This window comes from Flammeovirga pectinis, from assembly GCF_003970675.1.
GTDB classification, from domain to species: Bacteria; Bacteroidota; Bacteroidia; order Cytophagales; family Flammeovirgaceae; genus Flammeovirga; species Flammeovirga pectinis.
The window spans coordinates 2,705,684-2,727,406 of sequence record NZ_CP034562.1; the positions used below are offsets into that span (position 1 = coordinate 2,705,684).

Genomic DNA, 21,723 nt, shown 5'->3' on the forward strand with positions numbered 1-21,723 from the left:
ATTCAGTTTCTGAAAAATAAAACCTCTTTTTAGAATAAATACTTAAAGCTTAAAACAAAATGTCTAGGTGCTCCAGGCATAACTCTATTGTAGTTTTGCGAACCTACATAATATTCTGTATTTGTTAAGTTCTTAACTGTTAATGTTGTTGACCAACGATCGGCTCTGTAAAATAAATTACCTTCGATCAAATTATACTCCGGTAACATCTCTGAATTAGGCACATTTGCTGCAGCTCTTTCAGAAACATAATTATAACCAACTCCTGCTCCAAAACCTTTAAGACCACCTCTTTGTATCTCGTAGTTCATCCATAATTTATACATATGTGGAGCAACATTTAATAACGCCTGCCCTACCATATCTGGGTTTGTATCTTCTGTAATTCTAGCATTTGTATAAGAATAAGAAGTCATAAACGTCCACCCAGGAAGAGGCTCTCCTTGTAAATCAAATTCAATTCCATTACTCTTGGCAACACCTGTTTGTACTTGGAAATCTTGATCCGTAGGGTCTTGTACAAGCATACCGTTTCTTGTTAAATCAAAGTAGGTAGCTGTAATATTAAACTTATCGTTTAAGAAGTAAAGTTTTGCTCCAAAATCAAAAGATGTATTCACAATAGGATCAAAAAGGTTTCCGTTTTTATCTGCCGGGTTACCCCACTGCGGATTAAATCCAGTCGACAAGTTTGTAAATAATGAGATGCTCTTAGTTAATTTACCCATTACTCCTACTCTTGGAGAAACACCCATATATGTACTATTGGTAATCTCTCCGTTTTTTCTATTGTTATATTCTTGTTGATAAATATCATAGCGTACTCCACCAATAACATTTAACCAATTTGTAAGCTCAATAAAATCTTGCACATAAAAACCATAGTTATTGATAGTGTATAGATAATCGTTTGTTGTTACCATATCCAACTCGTTTGGAGGTAACTGATTGTACTCTGTATTATACACAGATACCGTATCGTAGCTTTTATCTTGCTGAATAAACATATCTGTAGTTGTTTGAGCTACTTCTACTCCTAAAACAGCTTTATGTTTAGTAGAACCCCAATTAAATGAACCTAAAAATTCATTCTGCATTGCTAGATACTGTTCTGAATGTCTTTGATCTTGATAATATCTTTTTACTGAATCTGGTGCTACAAAGCCACTCACTTCTACTGCATTTCTAGCTCCATTTGTAAATAACATATTACCCGCATTTCTAAAAGTCCACTTATCATTAATCTGATGAGCAACTTCATATTGCGTTAAGTTATTGGTGTTTTTTGTTTCGTTGTAAGGATCTCCAAAACTTTTATTTGGCTCAAAACTATATTTTGTATCAGTGTTCGGATCGTACAAAGGAACACCTCTATCTGTTGGCTGAGAATGATTTAAATACTCTCCTTGTACAGTTATTTTTGTTCTTGGCGAAATATCATACGTTAATACAGGTGCTAAAAAATAACGTTCTGTATTTACAAAATCTCTATAAGTTCCTCCAGATTCAATTGCTCCATTCAATCGGAATTTCATCTTACCTTCATCATCTAATGGGCCTCCAATATCAAAAGATGGACGCACCATACCAAAGCTGTTTGTTGTAAAACTTACTTCACCATGCTTATACGATTTTGGTGCTTTTGTAACGATATTAATCGTTCCTCCCGGATCAGAAACACCATATAAAGCAGAAGCAGGACCTTTTACAATTTCTATTTGCTGAATATTAGAACTCTCACGGTAAATACGCATTGGGTTCCTAAATCCATTTTTAAAAATTGATTCTCTTTCCGATCTAAATCCTCTTATAATATAAATATCAGTTCTACCACCAAAACCAGTTTCTTGGTTTACACCGCTTACATATTGTACTGCATCTGTTATTCTTACAGGCTCAATTTGATCGAGCATATATTTTGATAAAACATCTAATGCAAACGGTAATTCTTTAGGATGAATTGGTACTTTTGTTCCAATAGTAGTTGCGTTCGTTAAGTATTCGTCGCTATATAGATCTCCAGATACTACAACTTCATTTAATTCTGAATAAGCACTTTTAAGCTTAAAATTCTTTGTTGTTTTCTCACCTGCTACAACTTCTACTTCTACTGTTTGAGTAGCAAAGCCCACTGAAGTAATTACTATTTTTTTCTTCCCCGGAGCAACGTTATGGATAATATAATTTCCATTTACATCTGTAGCATCTCCATAATTACCACCCTGAATAATAACATTTGCTCCAATAATGGTATTTCCATCATCTCCGACAACGTTACCTATAATATCTCCAACATTTTGTGCCGTAGCATTTGTTAGCACTAGTAAAAAAGTAAGTAAAAGTAAAAAGCTGTAACTCTTCATTAAAGTATTAATATCAGTATAAAATAAACACAACAGCAAATGTAATTTTATTTAGACTGATTACAGATAAGAGTATTTGCAATAAGTGTTAACAAATGAAACTATACGTATAACAATGATTACGATCATCAAGAGGCACTTCAAAACAACAAAAAAAGTCTATCTCATTATCAAATAGTTTGATAATGAGATAGACTTTTTACATATCTCCAAAAATATAAAATAATTAGTTTCTTGCCATAATAGCATGTGCTACTAACACGCCATCAGATTTTCTAATTAATCTATAATGTCTTGGTACACTTATAATTTCATTATACGTAATTAGTTCACCATCTGCATCTTTATATATATCTCTAGCAAAACCCTCATCACCGACATTTAATGAACTAAAATTTATTATTTTTTTAGCTGATGTACTCAAATGGTCTTCACCATCATAAAGGAATAAGTCATAATCTTGATCAAGACCTTCTGTTAACTTTATTAATGCTTTTGAGTCTCCATTAATTCTTTCAAATAAATCTACTTTTACAAAAACATCAAAGTTTTCACTCTCAACTTGTTCTAAAACAGTAACTGATACGCGACCAGAATTTGCCGCAGTACCAATATCAGCAGTAGCAAAATAATAAGGCCCATTATAAGTGGGGTCACTACTTTCGTTAATTCTCATATGGTAATCATTTTCTGTTAACTCAGCATAAGATAATTCTCTGCCAGATAAAGAAGTTCTTACATCTGCATATTGCATTTCTGAACTTTCGGCAGGCATAATTCCTAAATTTGCAATTACTGAATCTTGTTGGATATAGTTATTACTATTTAAATTTACAGCATAAGAAAGCGGTGTCGTAGATTGACTAGAAAGGTTAAAAGTAATTAATGTCTTTCCATTCAACCTTTCTTTTAATTGTATATTCCCTGTAATTTTATTAGTTCTTACATTCTCAAATTTATAATCATTATAAGAACCTGTTAATTCATTACCACCAACATCTCCTTTACCAATTGTTTCTCCTGTTTTTAAAAGTACTACTCCAAAGCCATTTTCTATAGCCTCTGTTGTCAAGTAATCAGAACAATTGGTGTAACTACTTTTACTTGCAAATTTTAAAATTGGCGCTAACTCTACTAATTTTTTAGTGTAGTTACCTGTTGCTTTTGTTCCTTCATAAATTGCAGGTAGATAATCATAGGTTTCATCTATATCGTTTAAATTAACGCCAATCAACATTGGCTTACCTTCAAACTCTCTTGGTAACATTACCATTTCACCAATTACATCTTCGTTATTATACAAGGGGTAATTTTTCTCTTCGCCTTGGTTAAAAGCATTTTCACCTAAATCTGTAAAAGTATTTATATCAAAATGGTTGTTATTTATATTATTCAGAATTTTTAAATGTCCATCTATTTTAAGTAAATCCTCATAAGAGACTCTAGTACCATTATCTGTTTGTGTAATAACAGTTATACTTTCAGTAGATCCTTCTGGTATTGGGTTTAGTGTAATCATGATTTCATTAACACCATTGAAAGACCCGTTATAAATATTTACTGCAGAAGTTGTTATCACTGGTTGATCTACATTTACTCTAAAACTTACAACTCCGTCAAGGTCTTCTTCTAAAGAAATAGAACCTGCCTCATTAAACAATTCAAAGGAATATAATTTATATGATTTTGAATTTGATGGTAAATTAGAAGGTGTATCATCTAACTCATCATTAGAACATGAAAATAAACTGATTATAGATAAACAAAATAATAGTCTATTGATAAATTTCATAGTAGTAGCATTTTTACTTAAAAATAGTGTCTTATTATATTTCACTTAACGTGTTTAATTAGTTTAATGTTTAACAAATTAAAAAGATTAACATTATCCCTTATTAAAATACATCTACTACACCACTTCCACCTTGTTGATTTCCATTTTTATTTTTACTCTTTTTAGGGTTTGATCCTAGTCTATAACGGAAAGTGACTCTTAGAATACGAGAATCCCAATCGTATGTTTTATGCTCTGAAAAAGTTGGTTGACTTCTACTCATAACATAACGTTGTGTATCAAGAGCATCATCAAAAGAAAGTACTAGACTACCTTTCCCTTCCCAAATTGACTGAGAAATTGATGTATTGATAAAATATCTTTTATATACATCACCTTGAGGATTCTTTTGTGGAGAAAGGTAAGTGCCCGACATCATAAATTGAGCACCTTTCCATAATTTCATATTAGACGTTACAGTCGTGCTCCAGTTGTAACTTGTTTGATATACATTTGGATCAATATTTCGTCCATCAATCATTGCATAAAAAATGTTTACATTGGTGTTAACATTCCACCATTTGTTTACTTCTACATCTGCAATTAATTCTATACCGGCACTAGATGATTTGTCCATATTTTCTACACTGTTCACCATTACGCCATCTTCACCTTCATGTGTATACCACATTGCAGGGTCTTGATTTAATTTATAATATACCGATCCTTTAAAATTGAATTTCTCTTTATCTAAACTATAGCCCAATTCAAAAGCATCCATAAAAGAAGCATCTAAATCTGGGTTACCTTGTCTTATATAACTTGGATTAGAATAATCTACAAAAGGGTTAATCATTCTCATACCTGGGCGTTGTACCTTTTTACTGTACGAGAAAAATATGTTATCAATGTCCGATAAGTCTTGCTTTAAATTAATACTTGGGTAAACTTTAAAATAATTGTTTTCGTAAACGTCGCCAGGAGTTTCATCCAAATACGACCTAATCATAGTTTGTTCTGCTCTAACTCCAAACTGATAAGTAAATTTATTTTTTGTGCCCGAAACCATCACATAGCCAGCGGCAACATATTCGTTATAATTAAATACATTATTTCTACTATCTGTAGGCTGAAAACTTTCTGAATTATCATCCCAATTTTCAACATACAAGCCGTCACTTTTACTTCGTATGGTTGTTTTAACACCCGTTTCTAAGCGTAGACCTCGATTTAAATTTCTTGCATAATCTGTCTGAAAAGAAAAATTATTAAATGTAGCAGCTTTATTGTTTAACTCATAAAACCCTAATGTTTTATCAATATCTACATTACCTGCTGCATAAGCTGTACTTATTGCTAACTCCTCTCCTTCTCTATCTGTTGTATGTATATAATCTACTCTTGCTTCACCTTTAAATTTAGATCCATCCATATTGTTATGCTGAAAATCGGTATCCGGCATTCCATCATTTATAGTAGTCACAGTAGATAAATCTCCTCCTCTAGTCCAATCTACTTTCACAAAATTGGTAGAAACACTCAAGTTATTTTTTTCATTAAAAGCATATTCTCCCCCTAATTGGAAATTATGTTTCTGAAATCCGTTATACCCCTCAAATGTTTGGTCTGTATTTTTCAATGGTTCATTATCTCCAAAATTCTTAAGGTTAGCATCCATAGTTGCACCTCTAGATTCTTGTTTAAAATTATAAGAAGTATTGAATGAGAATTTCCCATCTTGCTGCTGAAAGCCAATTCCGGCATCATACCTATCTTGACCAGCAGAACCAATCATAACGTTGGCAGAAGAGTTCTTTATATTATTTGATTTTACTGCAATGTTTATAATTCCAGAAGCTCCGTCCGCATCGTATCTAGCAGATGGGTTCGAAATTATATCAATATATTCAATATCTCCTACTAAAATTTGTTCTAAAATCGGCCCATATTCACCAGACTGACTGGCAGGCCTATTGTTCAAAAATACCTGAACAGATTGGTCATTTCTATAGCTTACAACTCCCTCTGCACTTACATCTACAGCTGGAATAAGCTTTAAAGCATCTAATGCATTACCATCTACTATTTTTATATTATCTCCAATTATGTAACGGTCATTACTAGTTGTAGACTTTTTTTGGCCTTTATTTTCATCTTGTGCAAAGGCTGAAGTAGTGATTAAAAATAAAATTGAAAAATTAAGTAAGTGTCGTAGCATTATTTTAATTGTTTGATATAAAACTACGTAGTCGATTAATAAATAGATTACATTATTTAATCCTGTTAAGAATAAACCCCTAAAATATTAATATACTTTAGGGGTTTTAGAGTGTTTTAACAAGTTAGCAATCAAACATACACTAAAGAAGAAAAACCATTAAACATGCAAACATAACATTAGCACAGCAATCTAAAACACCAATTCCTACATTTTTATCTTCTACTAATTCGTGTCGTAAAGCCGATTTTGGTATAATTACTTTATCAAATAAATAACTTGCTAAAAACAATAAAACAATCATTATTCCGCCATCAATAAACATGGCTAAAAACGTTTGTTTCCAGCCCATAAATTCTTGACCAATTGCTGTCATTACAATAAGACCAATTGCTAGCATTTTCCCTGTAACACTAAAAGCTATTGCAAGGTTTCCTGCCTTTAATTCTTCTTGTATGTTATATGTTGATGCATTTATATATCCTTTTGTATAGAGCACTAAAAATGCTTGGCCTACCAGGTAAAAAACTAAGGCGTTTACAGGCCCTCCTCCTTCTCCAGAAATTGCACTTGCTATCATTAAACCAGAAGCTACATAAGATGCTGTTTGTATTAGACCAATCGAAACGTTTCTGTTATCAACTATCTCTTTTACATTTACTATATGACTAAAGATTAATTTATCGTTGATAATTCTTGAGATCAACATTGCAATTATGCCTCCTATAGAATAGCTTAAAACAGCAATAACATCATTCATCAAACCATTTGATGGACCAATCATTGCCCCAATATATACTATCGATACTCCTAAAAAATACCCTGCCATAGATACTCCATAAGCTACATTGTCTTTTTCCGTAAGTTCTTTATTCACATCATCTTTTACAACTAAGCCTTTAAAGACTCTTGCAAATGCAAGTACCACGCTAAATAGGACAACATATATTAGGTTTACACCCCATTGTTCCAAGTCAAAATGTATTAATTCTCTCATAGTTTTAAGATTTAAGTGTGTTTATTGCTGATATTCCAGAATCAATTGCTTCAATTAAAAAAGGTAATCTACCATTGTCAACTCCTGCAAAAACCAAATTTTTATATGGTCTATTCTTATTTTTATCTTGCTTTAAATAATTTACTGTAGGTATTGGCATTCCATGTCCTAATGCATGCATAAAAACTTTTTCAATACCTTCTTTAAAAATCAGATTGTCTACCTTAAGAAAAGTAGCAATGTTTTCAATGGTATAATTTACAAAATCATTTTGTTGATTTTCAATGGTTATTAGTTTTTCTCTGTCAGAATCGGGAAAACAATAATATGCAGTAAGTACTCTGTACTCTTCCGTTTTTTGTGTAGAAGAATCAACAAAGCCTAAAAACTTCCAATCGCTACTTAAAACTTCGTTTTGCCATGCTCCAAGAGGTATAGTAGTATTCTTTTTCAACAGAATATTTACAACTAACCAAGGAGCTGTTTTTTGATCTTTAAAAGGTTGATACAATGGCTTACATATATACTTTAAAGCATGTTTCTGCCCTGCATAAATAATATTTTTAGTATTAATTAGATTGATTTTTTGATTCTGTACATCAATAACTTCAACCTTAAATGTCCCATCTTCTAAATGTTCAATTCCACGTACTATATGATTTAATTTACATTTCTGTGTAGGTAAACTATCCAATAATTTATCGATAAAATATGCATTCCCTTGAGGTGGTGAAAAAGTACTTGCCCATTTATAATCATTTGGTCTGACTGCGTAATAAGAAATTCCAGCTAATGCAGAAATCACATTTGCATCAGCCCCAAAATCATCTTTTAAATGATAATCAACACCTAAAAGAAACTCCTCTGATAATGCTACATCCTGAATGGATAACCAATGAGCAAATGTCATAGTATCCAAATACATTAATTCATCTGATATTAAAGAAGTAGGTAAAGTAATTTTATCAAAGAACTCTTCTATTAATGCGTAAAACTTTTCTTCGGATTCTAAATCAAAAAATACATCGTCATAGTACTCTCCTTTATAAGAGCACCACGATAAATCATCTTTATTGATAAGGTATTCTTTATCAACAAATTCATATATCTCTCCTTCTTTCTGAATTACGCCAAGTTCTAGTAATACGTTTAATGCATCTGTTCCAAATTTATTTGGATAACTCATATCATAATGTGCACCTTGAGCAAACCTCGTATTTTTATAATTTTCTGCAGATGAACTCCCTCCAAACCTATCGGATAATTCAAATAATAAATAATCCTGCCCTTTCAGTTTGTAAGCTGATGTTAAGCCTGAAACACCTCCACCTACAATTATATAATCTACATTTTGTTGTTTTACTTTTGGATATAAAAGACTTTCCATGACAGTATGACCAACCTTTTGATCTGAACGAAAAGTAACCTCAAAAGGTAATGTAGACGAGTTTTCACCTTTACAACCATACAAATAAGAAAACATTGCAGTTGAAGATAATTTGATAAAGTTTCTGCGTTTCATTGGTTTATCTTGGTGTAAATATTTTTTTAATCATAGGGTTAGTATTCCCTTTCCAAATTACTCCGTCTAATAGGTAATGTGTTACTTGTGGTAATGATAAAAATGCAATTAAGAATCCTCTTAAGTAAGCTGAATCAATAAAAATTTGCCAATCCCCAAAAACATCCTGTTTCTCATAATTTATAAAAACATCCCATAGAAACTCCTCTCCTAAACCTAAAAATAAGCAGATTAAAAACATCCAAAGAATGCTAATCACTATAATTTTTGTAGGCTGTTTATGTTGCTGAATATTCTTTTTTTCTTCTACATAGTAAAAGACTAAAGCCATATAAGGTATACCATGAGCAACAACATTGGTTAGGGTAAATGAGAAATCCGAATTAAAATAAACTATCCCTAACCACCATGTTCCAACAGTAGATAAGCCCCATAATATTTTACCAAAAGGTAATACTAATGCATTTTTTCTTGCCATTAAAACATGATCAGCAACCCATACTATTACTAGAAAAAAATAAATAAAATTGCCAATGGTAACCGATACCTCCGGAACAAGAGGGTAAATCAAAAAGTCTCCTTTAACAAACCAACTAAATGCTCTATCACCTAAAATATGCCATACTAAAACGGGGTAAAGTGTAGCAATATAAATAAAGGCTTTATCAGAAATCCATCTTAATTCAGGAAATTTCATTTTAGATTTATAAAGCATTAAAAACCCAAACTGCTGACGAATAAAGTGGAATAATGCAAAATAGGCTATTACTCTCCAAAATAAATGTTCAGAATAAGTACTTAAAATACCTACAACAATAAAAGCAACCATGGGAAGAAGCCATAGTTGCTTTTTATATCTTTTCCTTTCCTCTACATCGAGGTAAGTTCTAAAAATTGTACTCCAAACGTGAGTTACATCTATACCCAAAACAAAAATCCCCATATCCATAAAGGAATAGTCCCTTCGAATTGAGCATCAAATAAGAAACAGATTAACCATGTTAACCCAATTGGTAAAAATAAAAAAGTTAGATCTAGTTTCTTATTAAAAAGCCACATTAGATATGTGTTTAAAAATGATATTTTGTATTGAATATATTAAAATTACATCATTTTATTATCTTGTAAAAACCCATTCATCTCCTTTAGATAATTCTTCATTAAAAGAATATCCTTCTGTATTAAAACCTTTAATATCTTCTGGATTAGATAGTTTCTGATCTATAATATACCTTACCATCATTCCTCTTGCTTTTTTAGCAAAGAAGCTGATCACTTTATATTTATCATTCTTAAAATCTTTAAACACAGGTGTAATAATTCTAGCTTTTAAAGCTTTCTTATCCACTGCTTTAAAATACTCATTAGAAGCTAAGTTTATTAAAACCTCATTTTCTTCTAATTCGGCGTTTAAAGACGTTGTTACTGTATCTTTCCAAAAAGAATACAAATTAGTATTCCCTTCTATTCCCCATTTTGTACCCATCTCTAAACGATAAGGTTGCATTAAATCCATTGGTTTTAAAACACCATACAATCCAGATAAAATACGTAAATGATCTTGCGTAAATTCTTGTTGATCTGGAGTTAATGTATAAGCATCTAAACCAATGTAGACATCTCCTTTAAAAGCATAAAGTGCTTGTCTTGCCACTTCTTTATTAAAGTCCTTTTCCCAAACATCAAACCTTTCTTTATTTAAATCAGCCAATTTTGGAGAAATAGACATTAGATCACCAATCTGTGCAGCAGATAATTTTTTAAGAGATTTAACTAACTTTTCGGACTGCTTTAAAAAGCGAGGAGTACTTGAAAGGGTTGTAGAAAATGATGTTTCATAATCTAAACTCTTTGCTGGTGAAATAACAAATTTCATATATGTATTTTTTCTTTGTATCTAATTTTATGATGCAATTTAAAAGATACCTTTATTGAATACCAATTGATACTATTTATAGTTGTATAAATAATACTAATTAAGGCTGTACTACTTTTTTATCTGCTGCTTTCCAACCTTTAATTCCACCTTCAAGATCTACTACATCTGTAAATCCTAACTCTTGCAGTTGTGCTTTTGCCCTTGCACTTCTACCACCAGATTTACAAAACACCATAACTGTTTTGCTTTTATCTAATGTACTTACTTTTGGTACAAAGCTATCGTCTAGTACATTAATATTATTAGCTCCTTCTATTGTACCAGAATTATACTCTGCTGGTGTTCTTACATCTATAATAATTGCCTCGGGGTGTGCAGTTCTTATTTCTACAAATTCTGTTACCGTAACCTGAGGATCACTAGAAGAAGTTGGAGAACAACTCTGAAAAATGACGAACAAAAGGGCTGTAAACAAGCCTGAAAACTGTGTATTTAAATTCATTTAAATTATAATTAACTGAAATTGAACAATATAATTACAATGGCACGATTTTAATTTTATTTTCACAACTAAATAAGCTATTTTTCGTGTACAATAGTTAACCAACCGATTGTAATTTATTTAACTAATGGAAGAACAAGTTATAGAAATGTTCTGAAATTATTCAAAAACTTTGGTTGAAATAATACATAAAGATTTTTACCTTTTGTATTGCCTTTAATTATCTTTTATTGATTTATACAGTTATAATTCAGTAAGTCATTTTTTAATTACGAACTTCAAGGACCATGTTAAAACAGGCACAGAAGCTCAAGCAGACACAAACATTATCCCCGCAACAAATTCAATTTATTAAATTGTTGCAGGTGCCTACGATAGAGCTGGACAAACGTATTCAAGAAGAACTACAAGAAAACCCTATCTTAGAAGAAGGAAAAGAGTCTGATGAGAAAGAGAATGAATTTGGTAATGAAGATTCAAGTTCCGAAGAAGCAGATTCTTCGGAAGATTTTGATGACATCCCCGACATTGACCCCATTGACGAGGTAAACCTCTCTGACTATGTAGACAGAGATGATGTTGCCGGTTATAAAATGTACGGTGACGGTGATGTTGCTGACGACAAAGACCTACCTATACCTATGCATGAAACTTTAGGAGATGTATTGCTAATGCAATTAAGCTTCTTAAAGTTAAATGAAGTAGAACAACATATTGGAGAGCAACTGATTGGTAGTATTGAAAGTGATGGCTATATACGCCGTCCCTTAGAAGCTATTGTAAATGACCTTGCTTTCTTACAAAATATTGAAACAGACCTAGCTCATGTTGAAAAGGTACTTGGCCGTATTCAACAATTTGACCCTCCGGGAATTGGTGCTCGCTCATTACAAGAGTGTTTAGAGATTCAATTAAAGAAAAAAGACACAAACGAACCTATTGTAAAAATAGCGATCAAAATGATTGTGTTGTGTTTTGAAGAATTTAAGAAAAAGCATTACACAAAAATACAAAAACGTTTAGGCATTGACGATGAGCAGATGAAAGATGCAATCGATATGATTACTCATCTAAATCCTAAACCTGGCGGAGCAAATACTATGGTAGCTTCTGCCCAATTCCTTACTCCAGACTTTATTGTTAGAGAAGTGAATGGAAGATTAAACATATCTTTAAATGGTAAGAATGCTCCAGATTTAAGAGTAAGCCGTCAGTATGGTGATATGCTTGATGCTTATGACAAAACACCAAAAAAGACAAAGAAAATGCGTGAAGAGGTCCGTTTTGTTAAGCAAAAGCTTGATGCAGCAAAATGGTTCATCGATGCGATAAAACAGCGTCAAGACACTCTCTTACGTACCATGCAAGCTATTATTGATTATCAAATGCCTTTTTTCTTAAGTGGAGATGAAGGGCAATTAAAACCTATGATCTTAAAAGATATTGCAGAAATTATTCAGATGGATATTTCTACTGTATCTAGAGTAGCGAGTAGCAAAGTTGTTGAAACTGATTTTGGTATATATCCTCTAAAATATTTCTTCTCAGAAAGTATATCTACTGAAAGTGGAGAAGATGTAAGTAGTAAGCAGGTAAAATCTGTTTTACGAAACATGATAGAAAAAGAGGATAAACGCAAACCATTATCTGATGATAAATTAGAAAAACTTCTTCGTGTTAAAGGATATAATATTGCACGTAGAACTGTTGCTAAATATAGAGAACAAATGAACATTCCTGTAGCAAGAATGAGAAAAGAACTCTAATAATATTATGGAAACTAAGAAAGTATTTAACACGATATCTGTTTTTTTACACCCCATTTTTATACCCTGCTTAATTGCGGGGTTGTTTCTTTTTGGAGTAAATGAAGCTCCTTGGCTTGATAATCAAGCAAGGTGGTCTTTGTTTAGCTTAATTGGAACAATTTCCACATTAATGCCAATTAGTTTCCTTCTTCTTATGCAACGTTTTGGCATAATAGAATCTCCACATTTACATAGTAGAGATGAGCGTTCCTTTGCTTTGTCTGTAATGGTAGTATCATTTGGCCTAATCTGTTACATACTCTATGTAAAGATCAATGTAAGTACTGCAATGAACATTGCATTTACAGCTGTTACTATTACATTGATAATTGCCAATATTGCAAACTTTATAGATAAGATTAGTTTACATGCAATCGGCATGGCTGGTTTAGCAGGTATTTTACTCTATTTCATAACAGAGGAAACGAATGCAAATATTATTCTTTTTGATGCTTTTGGATTTAGTTTAATTCTTCTTGGATTATCAATGACAGCCCGATTGTATTTAAAAGCGCACACGCAATATCAAGTGTATGCTGGAGCTATATTAGGCTTTTTCAGTGGGTATTTTGGAGCTATTTTAGGTGGTATGATGTTTAGTGAAAATCTAATCTAAATTATCAATCATATCATTTAAACCCTCTTGTTTTAGGGGTTTATTCAAGAATCCTTTTACAAAAGAATACTTCAGTGCCTCATTAAAATCTTCTTCTAAAATTGATGTTGTAAGCATTATTACCTTAACAGGAAGACTATGCTTTTCTATCTCTTCAAGTAGCTCCATCCCATTCATTATAGGCATATTAATATCTAGAAAAATGATATCTGGAGTAAACACAGAGGGATCATTTAAATATCCTTCTATTCTTAAAAGATATTCAAGAGCTTTTTCACCATTTCTACACAAAGCCAATTTTTTAATTAACCCTGTTTGTTTTATTATTATCTCAGAATATATATTAGACGCCTCATCATCATCTACTAATAAAATATTATATTTCATCATTATTTAGGCAGTTTAATACTAAATGTAGTCCCCTTTCTCAACTCACTTTCCACTTCAATTATTGCATTTAATTGCTCGGCTGCTTGTTGTGATAAATACAACCCTAGGCCACTACCCTCTGTGCTATCGTTTGCTCTTTTAAACATATCAAAAATACGTTCTTTATGTTTTGTAAGATCAATACCAATACCATTATCCTCTACACTGATTGTACAATGATCTTTAGCTGTGTTTTGAATTTTAATAGTAATCAATAACATCCTATTTCTATCCTTATAGCGAATTGCATTTGTGATAAGGTTATCTAAAATAGTCTGAAGTTGTTTTCTAGAAGTAGACAACATTACATCGCCAAATAATTCTAATTCAACCTCTCCTTCAATTTCGTAAATAGCATCTCTATATTTATCAACAATAGTAGAAATGAATAGATTTAAATTAATAAGTTCATTTTCTATAGCCTGTTCTCTTTGCTGAATTACTTGAACAAGATCAGTTATTTTTTCATTTGCTTGTTCTATAGACTTCTGAATCCAATGTATTGCTTGTAAAGAACGTTGATCTTTAATTTTATCATCCATTTTTAGCAGACTCAAAAAGCTTTCTATATTAGTAATAGGACTCTTTACATCGTGCGTTGTTATGTAAGCAAATTGCTTTAACTCTTCATTGTATTTTTGTAGTGTTTTCTCTCTTTCCACCTGAGAGGTAATATCATTTAACATTAACATAACTCCACCTACATCTCCAGAACTCATAACCCAAGGGTTAATAATTACCTTAAAATGAGAAATTTTATTATTGTAATCTATAGATACAGAATCCATTGTTACCTTACTAGATGTAGAAATACACTCTTCTATCTTTTCTTTGAATGGTAATTTATTATTGTACCTTTCAAAAAAATCTGACCAAATTATTTCATTTTTAGACTGTTCAAAATAATCTATCCAAGCATCACTACATGCAATAATTCGTTTAGATAAATCCAACATAATTACTGGACTTGGAATACTTTGAACAAACGTTTTAAGGTCTTGTATATCAGTTTTTTGTTCCGTTCTTTTTTTCTTAGATTTTTCAAGTAATTCTTCGTCCTCTATTAATCTAGATACGCCAACAGTCCTAATTACCTCGCCCTCTGAATCCTTAATTGGGTTTTTAATAGTATGGTAATAATTAAAATTCCCATTATCATCAGAAATAGCTTCAGAGGGAATATCCAAAGTTGCTCCTTTTGAAAACACATAATGGTCATCTTTTACATATTGAACTGTATCATCAGGATCACTAGATTCTGAATCTATTATATCTTTTAGCTCTTCGTTACTCATATTATAAAGGTCTCGAAAAGCTTTATTTGCCCATAGCAGTTTAGATTTATCTCCTTTTACTAAAATTAAGTCGTTGATAGAATTCAATACTGATATGTACCATTCTTTCGTGTAATTCATAGGTAATTAAATAGTCATAGTCTAATGTGATAAAGATCAATAATAAGATAACAATTATAATCCAATGAAATTCAATTATTACTCATTTTTTTATTGAATTAATTCTGATTTAATCAATTAAACAAACACCTACAAAAAAAGGTACCGAAAAAGTTAAACTTCATCGATACCTTATTTTTATATATAGTAAGTAACTACTAACCTACAGAACCTTCTAATGATAATGCTAAGAGCTTTTGAGCTTCTACAGCAAATTCCATTGGTAACTTGTTTAGTACTTCTTTACAGTAACCGTTAACAATTAATGCTACAGCTTGCTCTGTATCGATACCACGTTGGTTACAATAGAAAATTTGATCTTCACCAATTTTAGATGTTGTAGCCTCATGCTCTACTTTTGCAGTGTTGTTATCAACTTCTATGTAAGGGAATGTGTGTGCTCCACACTTATCACCCATTAATAAAGAATCACATTGAGAGAAATTACGAGAGTTATCTGCTCTCTTATTTACTTTCACTAATCCTCTATACGAGTTGTGAGATTTACCAGCAGAAACACCCTTAGAAACTATTCTAGATTTAGTGTTTTTACCAATATGGATCATTTTTGTACCTGTATCAGCTTGTTGCATTTGATTTGTAACAGCTACAGAATAAAATTCACCAACAGAGTTATCTCCTTTAAGAATACAAGATGGGTATTTCCAAGTTACAGCAGAACCTGTTTCAACTTGTGTCCATGATAATTTAGAATTATCACCATCACAAATACCTCTTTTAGTTACAAAGTTGAATACTCCACCTTTACCATTTTCATCACCAGGGTACCAGTTTTGAACAGTTGAATATTTAACTTCTGCTTCTTTATGAACAAAGATCTCAACTACAGCTGCGTGCAATTGATTTTCGTCACGTTGAGGAGCAGTACAACCTTCTAAGTAAGAAACATAAGAAGATTCATCAGCAACAATTAAAGTTCTTTCGAATTGACCTGTTCCTTCTGCATTAATACGGAAGTATGTAGATAATTCCATTGGGCAACGAACACCTTTAGGAATATAACAGAAAGATCCGTCTGAGAATACTGCAGAGTTTAATGCAGAGAAAAAGTTATCTTTTACAGGAACAACCGATCCTAAATATTGTCTAACTAATTCTGGGTGGTCTTTTACTGCTTCTGAGAAAGAACAGAAAATAATACCTTTTTCAGCAAGAGTATCTTTGAAAGTAGTTGCAACAGAAACTGAATCAAAAACTGCATCTACAGCAATGTTAGAACCTTTTACACCTGTTAAACGTTTTTGCTCGTCTAAAGAAATACCTAATTTCTCAAAAGTTGCCAATAACTCAGGGTCTACTTCTTCTAAAGAATCTAATGAAATCTTTTGTTTAGGAGCAGAATAATATATGATATCTTGATAATCTACTTGTTCAAAGACAACATTTGCCCACTCAGGACATTCCATTTTTTGCCATTCTTTGAAAGCCTCAAGACGCCAATCCAATAACCATTGTGGCTCTTCTTTTTTAGCTGAGATAAATCTCACGATTTCCTCGTTTAGACCTTTTGGAGCTTGATCTGCTTCAATATCAACAGTCCAACCGTGCTCATACTCTTTGGACGTAAAGTCCTCTAATATTTTATTATCCTGATCTGCACTCATTATATCAAAACGTTTACTACGTTATTTTAAAGTCTTCTTAAATAGTTTAAACTCCCTTTCTGTCTTTTAGTAAACAAAGTAAAATTAATAAAGGTTTTACTTCTTCCTTTTAAAAGCACAAAGATACTTTAAACTGACTATACTACTCTATTTGAGCAAGTTACTACTCTTTATTTTATTTAGTATAGTTCTAAATAGCAAAATTAAACGATTATTTTTAGAAAGTATGATTTTGGACATAAAAAGTTCTAATTTTCTTTGAAAAAGATAATTATAGTTTGATAATTAAAAAAAATAGTTAATAACTGTATGTTTCACACTAGAATAATTATATTTACAAATGTTAAAGTTGCTTTTGTATGCAATCGCCTCTTGTATACATTACTACGGTATAAAAATTCATGACTGTATACCTTGATTTAACAATTTTTTCAATTTAAATGAGGGTTGTCTCACGGGGGGATAACCCTATTAATTAAACAAAATTCAATTTCCGTTCACTTTATTACATCTATTAACTTGTTATTCTATTTATGTGGAAGTAATAGAATAATTAAGATTATTAGAAAGAAAAAAAGCCCAATCTCATTAAGAGAATTAGGCTTTTTCTTTGTATAAATAGTAGTGAACTTATTTTTTAAGTACCGCGTAGTGCTTATAAAATAATTCTATTGTTTCTATTCCTTTTAAGAAGTTTGCAATACCAAATTTCTCATTAGGCGAATGGATTGCATCAGAATCTAAGCCAAAGCCCATCATTACTGAATCTAAACCAAGCTCCTCTTTAAATAAAGCAACAATTGGAATTGAACCACCACTTCTTACAGGAATTGGTTCTTTACCAAATGCTTCTGCATAAGCTGCATTTGCTGCTTCAAATTCTACCGAATTAGTAGGTATTACTACTGGCATACCACCATGATGAGTAGTTACTTTAACACGAATACCATCTGGAACAATAGATTCGATATGTTTTGTAAACAACTCAGAAATTTCCTCCCACGTTTGATGAGGTACTAATCTCATAGAAATTTTAGCATAGGCTTTAGAAGGAATTACTGTTTTCGCTCCTTCGCCTGTGTATCCACCCCACAAGCCATTTACGTCTAAAGTAGGACGAATACTTGTACGTTCATTTGTTGAATATCCTTTTTCACCAAATTCCTTTTCTAAATCAAGAGCTGCTTTATAGGCTTCTAAGCTAAATGGTGCTTTTGCCATTTTAGCTCTATCAGCATCAGAAATTACTTCTACTTTTTCATAAAAACCAGGAATTGTAATATGTCCATCTTTATCTTTTAAAGATGCAATCACTTCAGTTAAAGCATTCAATGGATTTTGAACAGCACCACCATACATTCCAGAATGAAGGTCTCTGTTTGGTCCAGTCAATTCAACTTCCATGTAAGACAACCCTCTTAAACCAATTGTAATAGATGGTGTATCTAAAGAGATCATTCCTGTATCAGAAATTAAAATTACATCAGCAGATAAATCGTCTTTTCTTTCTTTTATAAACTCACCAAGGTTTACTGAACCAATTTCCTCTTCTCCTTCAATCATGAATTTCACATTACAAGATAATGTGTTGTTCTTCATCATTGATTCGAATGCTTTTATGTGCATATACATCTGACCTTTATCATCTGATGCTCCTCTTGCATAAATGTTTCCATTCTTAATTGTAGGCTCAAAAGGAGGGCTATCCCATAATTCTACTGGGTCTGCAGGTTGCACATCGTAGTGGCCATAAACCATTACTGTTGGCAATTTAGGGTCAATTATTTTTTCACCATACACAACAGGGTTACCCGCTGTTTGACAAATTTCTACTTTATCAGCCCCAATCTCATTTAATTGATGAGCAATAAAAGCTGCTGCTTTTTTAATATCTGGCTGATATTCTACATCTGTACTAACAGATGGAATTTTTAATAAGTCAAATAATTCAGCAAGGAATCTATCCTTGTTTTGATCAATATATGGTGTCATATGTATGTTATTATTAATATAATCTGCGTAAAGCTAGTATATTTTAATTGCTTTTTACCAAAGAAAATTACTTCATAAATTATAGAGGTTAAACTTCTCTATACTTTTAACCAAAATTTGAATTTATTTGTTTAAGTAAACTTTAAAAAGTTTAATCTTCAACTACAATATTTAATTTAAACGCAAGTGGGTCAAGTTCTTTTACAAATGTATCTAATAGTAAATTTCCTTTAGATTTAGACCAAAATGTCAGTAGGTTTTCCACTCTTTCTTGAGGAACATTAGAAGGTAACAAGCATTCTCTAATGCATACAACTCTTTCTATGTCTTCTTTCATTTTTCTTTTACCCTCTTTTCTTAGCTTGGCTGCTGTATGTTTTAATCTTTTCTCTCCTCTTAATTTTTCTGCAAGAACATGCTTTTCTAAGTTGGGAGTAATCGCTTTACCTTTATCTAAAATAGATGCATAAAGTGAATCAAATTGTAAGATCTCTGCTTCTAGACTCGTAACAAGTTCTTCTTTCTCGTCTAACAATTTGTTTTCAATAACAGTGATCGGCTGAAGTAACTCTTCTAATGGCCACCCCATCTTTCTCCACTTTGCACTAAATTTAGTATCTAAAAATAAAGAAAAACCTCTTGGTAAAACCATTGGATAAAATACATTGTAAGCATCAAAAACGCCTTTTAATTGTAACCAATAAATTACTTCTGCTGGACCACCCAAATAAGCTAAATTAGGTAATAAAAATTCTTGAAGAACAGGCCTTAAAACTACATTTGGACTCAGTCTCTCAGGATTATTTTCTACAATATCCATCATTTCCTGATTAGTCCATTTAAGATCTCCATCAACTGCTCTGAAACCTGTTGGTGTTTTTTCTAATCGAAGTCTTACCTTATCTTCCATGTAAAACAAATTAATTGCTCTAGCATGTATTTGTGTTTTATAACCTGCAGATTCAATAATTGCATTTGCCTTTTCTACTTCTACAACTGCTGTATTATCAAATAATTCTTTTATTAGAATTTCTTTAAATGATGATTTTAATTCCGCTTGATCTGCATCAAAGCAAACTAAACCATATTTAGAAAATAAATGATGAACATAACTTCTTGTCGCCTCTGTTAATGTCATATTATCAGTATAAGCATCAACAAAAAACTGTGGCATATCTTTTATTTGATCTAAAATTTTATCTATTCCTTCCAGAGATAACCGTCCCACTGGACCAGTAGCTTCTGGATGTTCCCAAGTATATTTTTTTCCACTTAATTTAAAAGAAGCAATTTCTTCAAAATCATGATCTTCTGTAGCCATCCAATACACAGGAATAAAGTTACAATCAGGATATTTTTCTTTTAATTGCTGTGTTAAATGTATAGTAGCGGCTATTTTATAAATAAAAAATAATGGCCCAGTAAAAATATTTAACTGATGCCCAGTTACTATTGTAAATGTATTTTCATCTTCTAATGCTTCAATTTGAGCAATTGGAGCATTTTCTATAGCACTATATTGGTTCTTTAAACTCTCTACTATTAGAGTCCTTTTCTCTTTAGGAAAAGATTTACGTAAGTCAATTATTTTATCGAAAGAGGCTAAATTAGGTTCAAATTGATATAACGATTTTAGAGCTTCGGTTCCGTTAAGATAATCTAGGAACATTTTGCCGTATAAACCCGCTGTCTCAAATGGTATTTTATATGTATTCATTCTGATATATTCGATGTATTGATTTACGAATTTAATCGATGTTTTTTAAATAAAAAGAGAGATATGATAAAAATATTTGTTTCAACAACATTCATATAATCATTTGATGAAAAATTAACATCTCATTCACTATGCTTATCGTATTTAGGTTAAGTATTCAAAAACAAAATAAGGTGGCTGCGCATCAATAATTATCATTCCATCTTCCTTAACTTCCCAAATATCACCTTGAGTATGATTTAAATTTTCTGTCCTTTCAGCTTTAAACAATAAGCTAACACCTTTCTTTAACCATTTCTCATATTTATCTTGTTTGGCTATTATCCCTCTTTTGTTTTCAAAAAAAGTTACTACAGTTTTTAAATAGTCCTGCTTTAAAAAGAAAGACTCTTGTTCTTTAGAAAACTCTTTCAAAATTACATTTACAGCTTTATGTCCTTCAGTTTTCAACCAATTGAATGCGTCATTTAACTCTTCATGTAGTAAAATTTCAAGTTTATACGGTACTTGATTTTGCATTAATATTCTAGCTTTTTCTAGGTAAGATTCTCTAACTAATACCCAATCAACTTTAATATCCATTGAAAGTAACTTTTCTAGAGTTTCTTCTACTGCAATTACAATAGGGCTCCATTCTAATAAAGACTGAATATATTCTAGATTGGCTTCATCAATATGTAAAACTAAAACCGCGGGCTCCTGATCGTCCCTAACAATATGATGTGAAGACATAATTAATCAAAAAGTTATACAAATTTACAATCCAATATACTTCTATTTTTACATGAAAAAAAAGAGACTACAATGCATTGTAATCTCTTCATTTA

General features: G+C 31.6%; 16 protein-coding genes. 2 read left to right on the forward strand and 14 right to left on the reverse strand.

Features of this window, described 5'->3' with window-relative positions; all coding sequences use genetic code 11:
• Positions 1-29 precede the first annotated feature (29 nt).
• The 8 genes from EI427_RS10765 to EI427_RS10800 form a co-directional block, all read right to left on the reverse strand.
• The gene (locus tag EI427_RS10765; protein WP_126614457.1) at positions 30-2,363 is read right to left on the reverse strand and encodes a TonB-dependent receptor; all 2,334 of its coding nucleotides are present in this window, start codon (positions 2,361-2,363) and stop codon (positions 30-32) included.
• A gap of 226 nt (positions 2,364-2,589) precedes the next feature.
• On the reverse strand, positions 2,590-4,155 hold the full coding sequence (locus tag EI427_RS10770) for a hypothetical protein (RefSeq protein WP_126614459.1): 1,566 nt from the start codon (positions 4,153-4,155) through the stop codon (positions 2,590-2,592).
• A gap of 103 nt (positions 4,156-4,258) precedes the next feature.
• Positions 4,259-6,355, reverse strand: a complete 2,097-nt coding sequence (locus tag EI427_RS10775) for an outer membrane beta-barrel family protein (RefSeq protein ID WP_126614461.1) — start codon at positions 6,353-6,355, stop codon at positions 4,259-4,261.
• 142 nt (positions 6,356-6,497) lie between these two features.
• Positions 6,498-7,352 (reverse strand): DUF350 domain-containing protein, encoded by an 855-nt coding sequence (locus tag EI427_RS10780; RefSeq protein ID WP_126614464.1) that lies wholly within the window; start codon positions 7,350-7,352, stop codon positions 6,498-6,500.
• Positions 7,353-7,356: 4 nt separating this feature from the next.
• Entirely contained in the window at positions 7,357-8,874 is a 1,518-nt protein-coding gene (locus tag EI427_RS10785; protein ID WP_126614466.1) for an NAD(P)-binding protein, read from the reverse strand.
• Positions 8,875-8,878: 4 nt separating this feature from the next.
• Positions 8,879-9,817 (reverse strand): hypothetical protein, encoded by a 939-nt coding sequence (locus EI427_RS10790; RefSeq protein ID WP_170178444.1) that lies wholly within the window; start codon positions 9,815-9,817, stop codon positions 8,879-8,881.
• A gap of 174 nt (positions 9,818-9,991) precedes the next feature.
• Positions 9,992-10,750: a peroxide stress protein YaaA gene (gene yaaA, locus EI427_RS10795; protein WP_126614470.1), complete on the reverse strand. Its 759-nt coding sequence runs from the start codon at positions 10,748-10,750 to the stop codon at positions 9,992-9,994.
• A 100-nt stretch (positions 10,751-10,850) separates the two neighbouring features.
• Positions 10,851-11,255, reverse strand: a complete 405-nt coding sequence (locus EI427_RS10800) for a rhodanese-like domain-containing protein (RefSeq protein ID WP_126614472.1) — start codon at positions 11,253-11,255, stop codon at positions 10,851-10,853.
• A gap of 287 nt (positions 11,256-11,542) precedes the next feature.
• Between EI427_RS10800 and rpoN the strand changes: the two genes are divergently transcribed.
• Positions 11,543-13,021 carry an RNA polymerase factor sigma-54 gene (rpoN, locus tag EI427_RS10805; RefSeq protein ID WP_126614474.1) on the forward strand — a complete coding sequence of 493 codons (1,479 nt, stop codon included), beginning with the start codon at positions 11,543-11,545 and terminating at the stop codon, positions 13,019-13,021.
• Between the two features lie 7 nt (positions 13,022-13,028).
• Positions 13,029-13,679: a hypothetical protein gene (locus EI427_RS10810; protein WP_126614476.1), complete on the forward strand. Its 651-nt coding sequence runs from the start codon at positions 13,029-13,031 to the stop codon at positions 13,677-13,679.
• Here EI427_RS10810 and EI427_RS10815 read toward each other — a convergent pair.
• The 6 genes from EI427_RS10815 to EI427_RS10840 form a co-directional block, all read right to left on the reverse strand.
• Positions 13,671-14,069, reverse strand: a complete 399-nt coding sequence (locus tag EI427_RS10815) for a response regulator (RefSeq protein WP_126614478.1) — start codon at positions 14,067-14,069, stop codon at positions 13,671-13,673. The two genes, EI427_RS10810 and EI427_RS10815, sit on opposite strands and share 9 nt — an antisense overlap.
• Positions 14,069-15,523: an ATP-binding protein gene (locus EI427_RS10820; protein WP_126614485.1), complete on the reverse strand. Its 1,455-nt coding sequence runs from the start codon at positions 15,521-15,523 to the stop codon at positions 14,069-14,071. The genes EI427_RS10815 and EI427_RS10820 overlap by 1 nt, the downstream gene beginning before the upstream one ends.
• 197 nt (positions 15,524-15,720) lie before the next feature.
• Positions 15,721-17,187, reverse strand: coding sequence for a Fe-S cluster assembly protein SufB (gene sufB / locus EI427_RS10825; protein WP_126614487.1), 1,467 nt, complete (start codon positions 17,185-17,187; stop codon positions 15,721-15,723).
• 630 nt (positions 17,188-17,817) lie between these two features.
• Complete coding sequence (locus EI427_RS10830; RefSeq protein ID WP_126614489.1) at positions 17,818-19,179, reverse strand: dipeptidase; 1,362 nt, start codon at positions 19,177-19,179, stop codon at positions 17,818-17,820.
• 151 nt (positions 19,180-19,330) lie between these two features.
• Complete coding sequence (gene bshC / locus EI427_RS10835) at positions 19,331-20,896, reverse strand: bacillithiol biosynthesis cysteine-adding enzyme BshC (protein WP_126614491.1); 1,566 nt, start codon at positions 20,894-20,896, stop codon at positions 19,331-19,333.
• 144 nt (positions 20,897-21,040) lie between these two features.
• Entirely contained in the window at positions 21,041-21,628 is a 588-nt protein-coding gene (locus tag EI427_RS10840; protein WP_126614493.1) for a hypothetical protein, read from the reverse strand.
• Between the last annotated feature and the right edge of the window lie 95 nt (positions 21,629-21,723).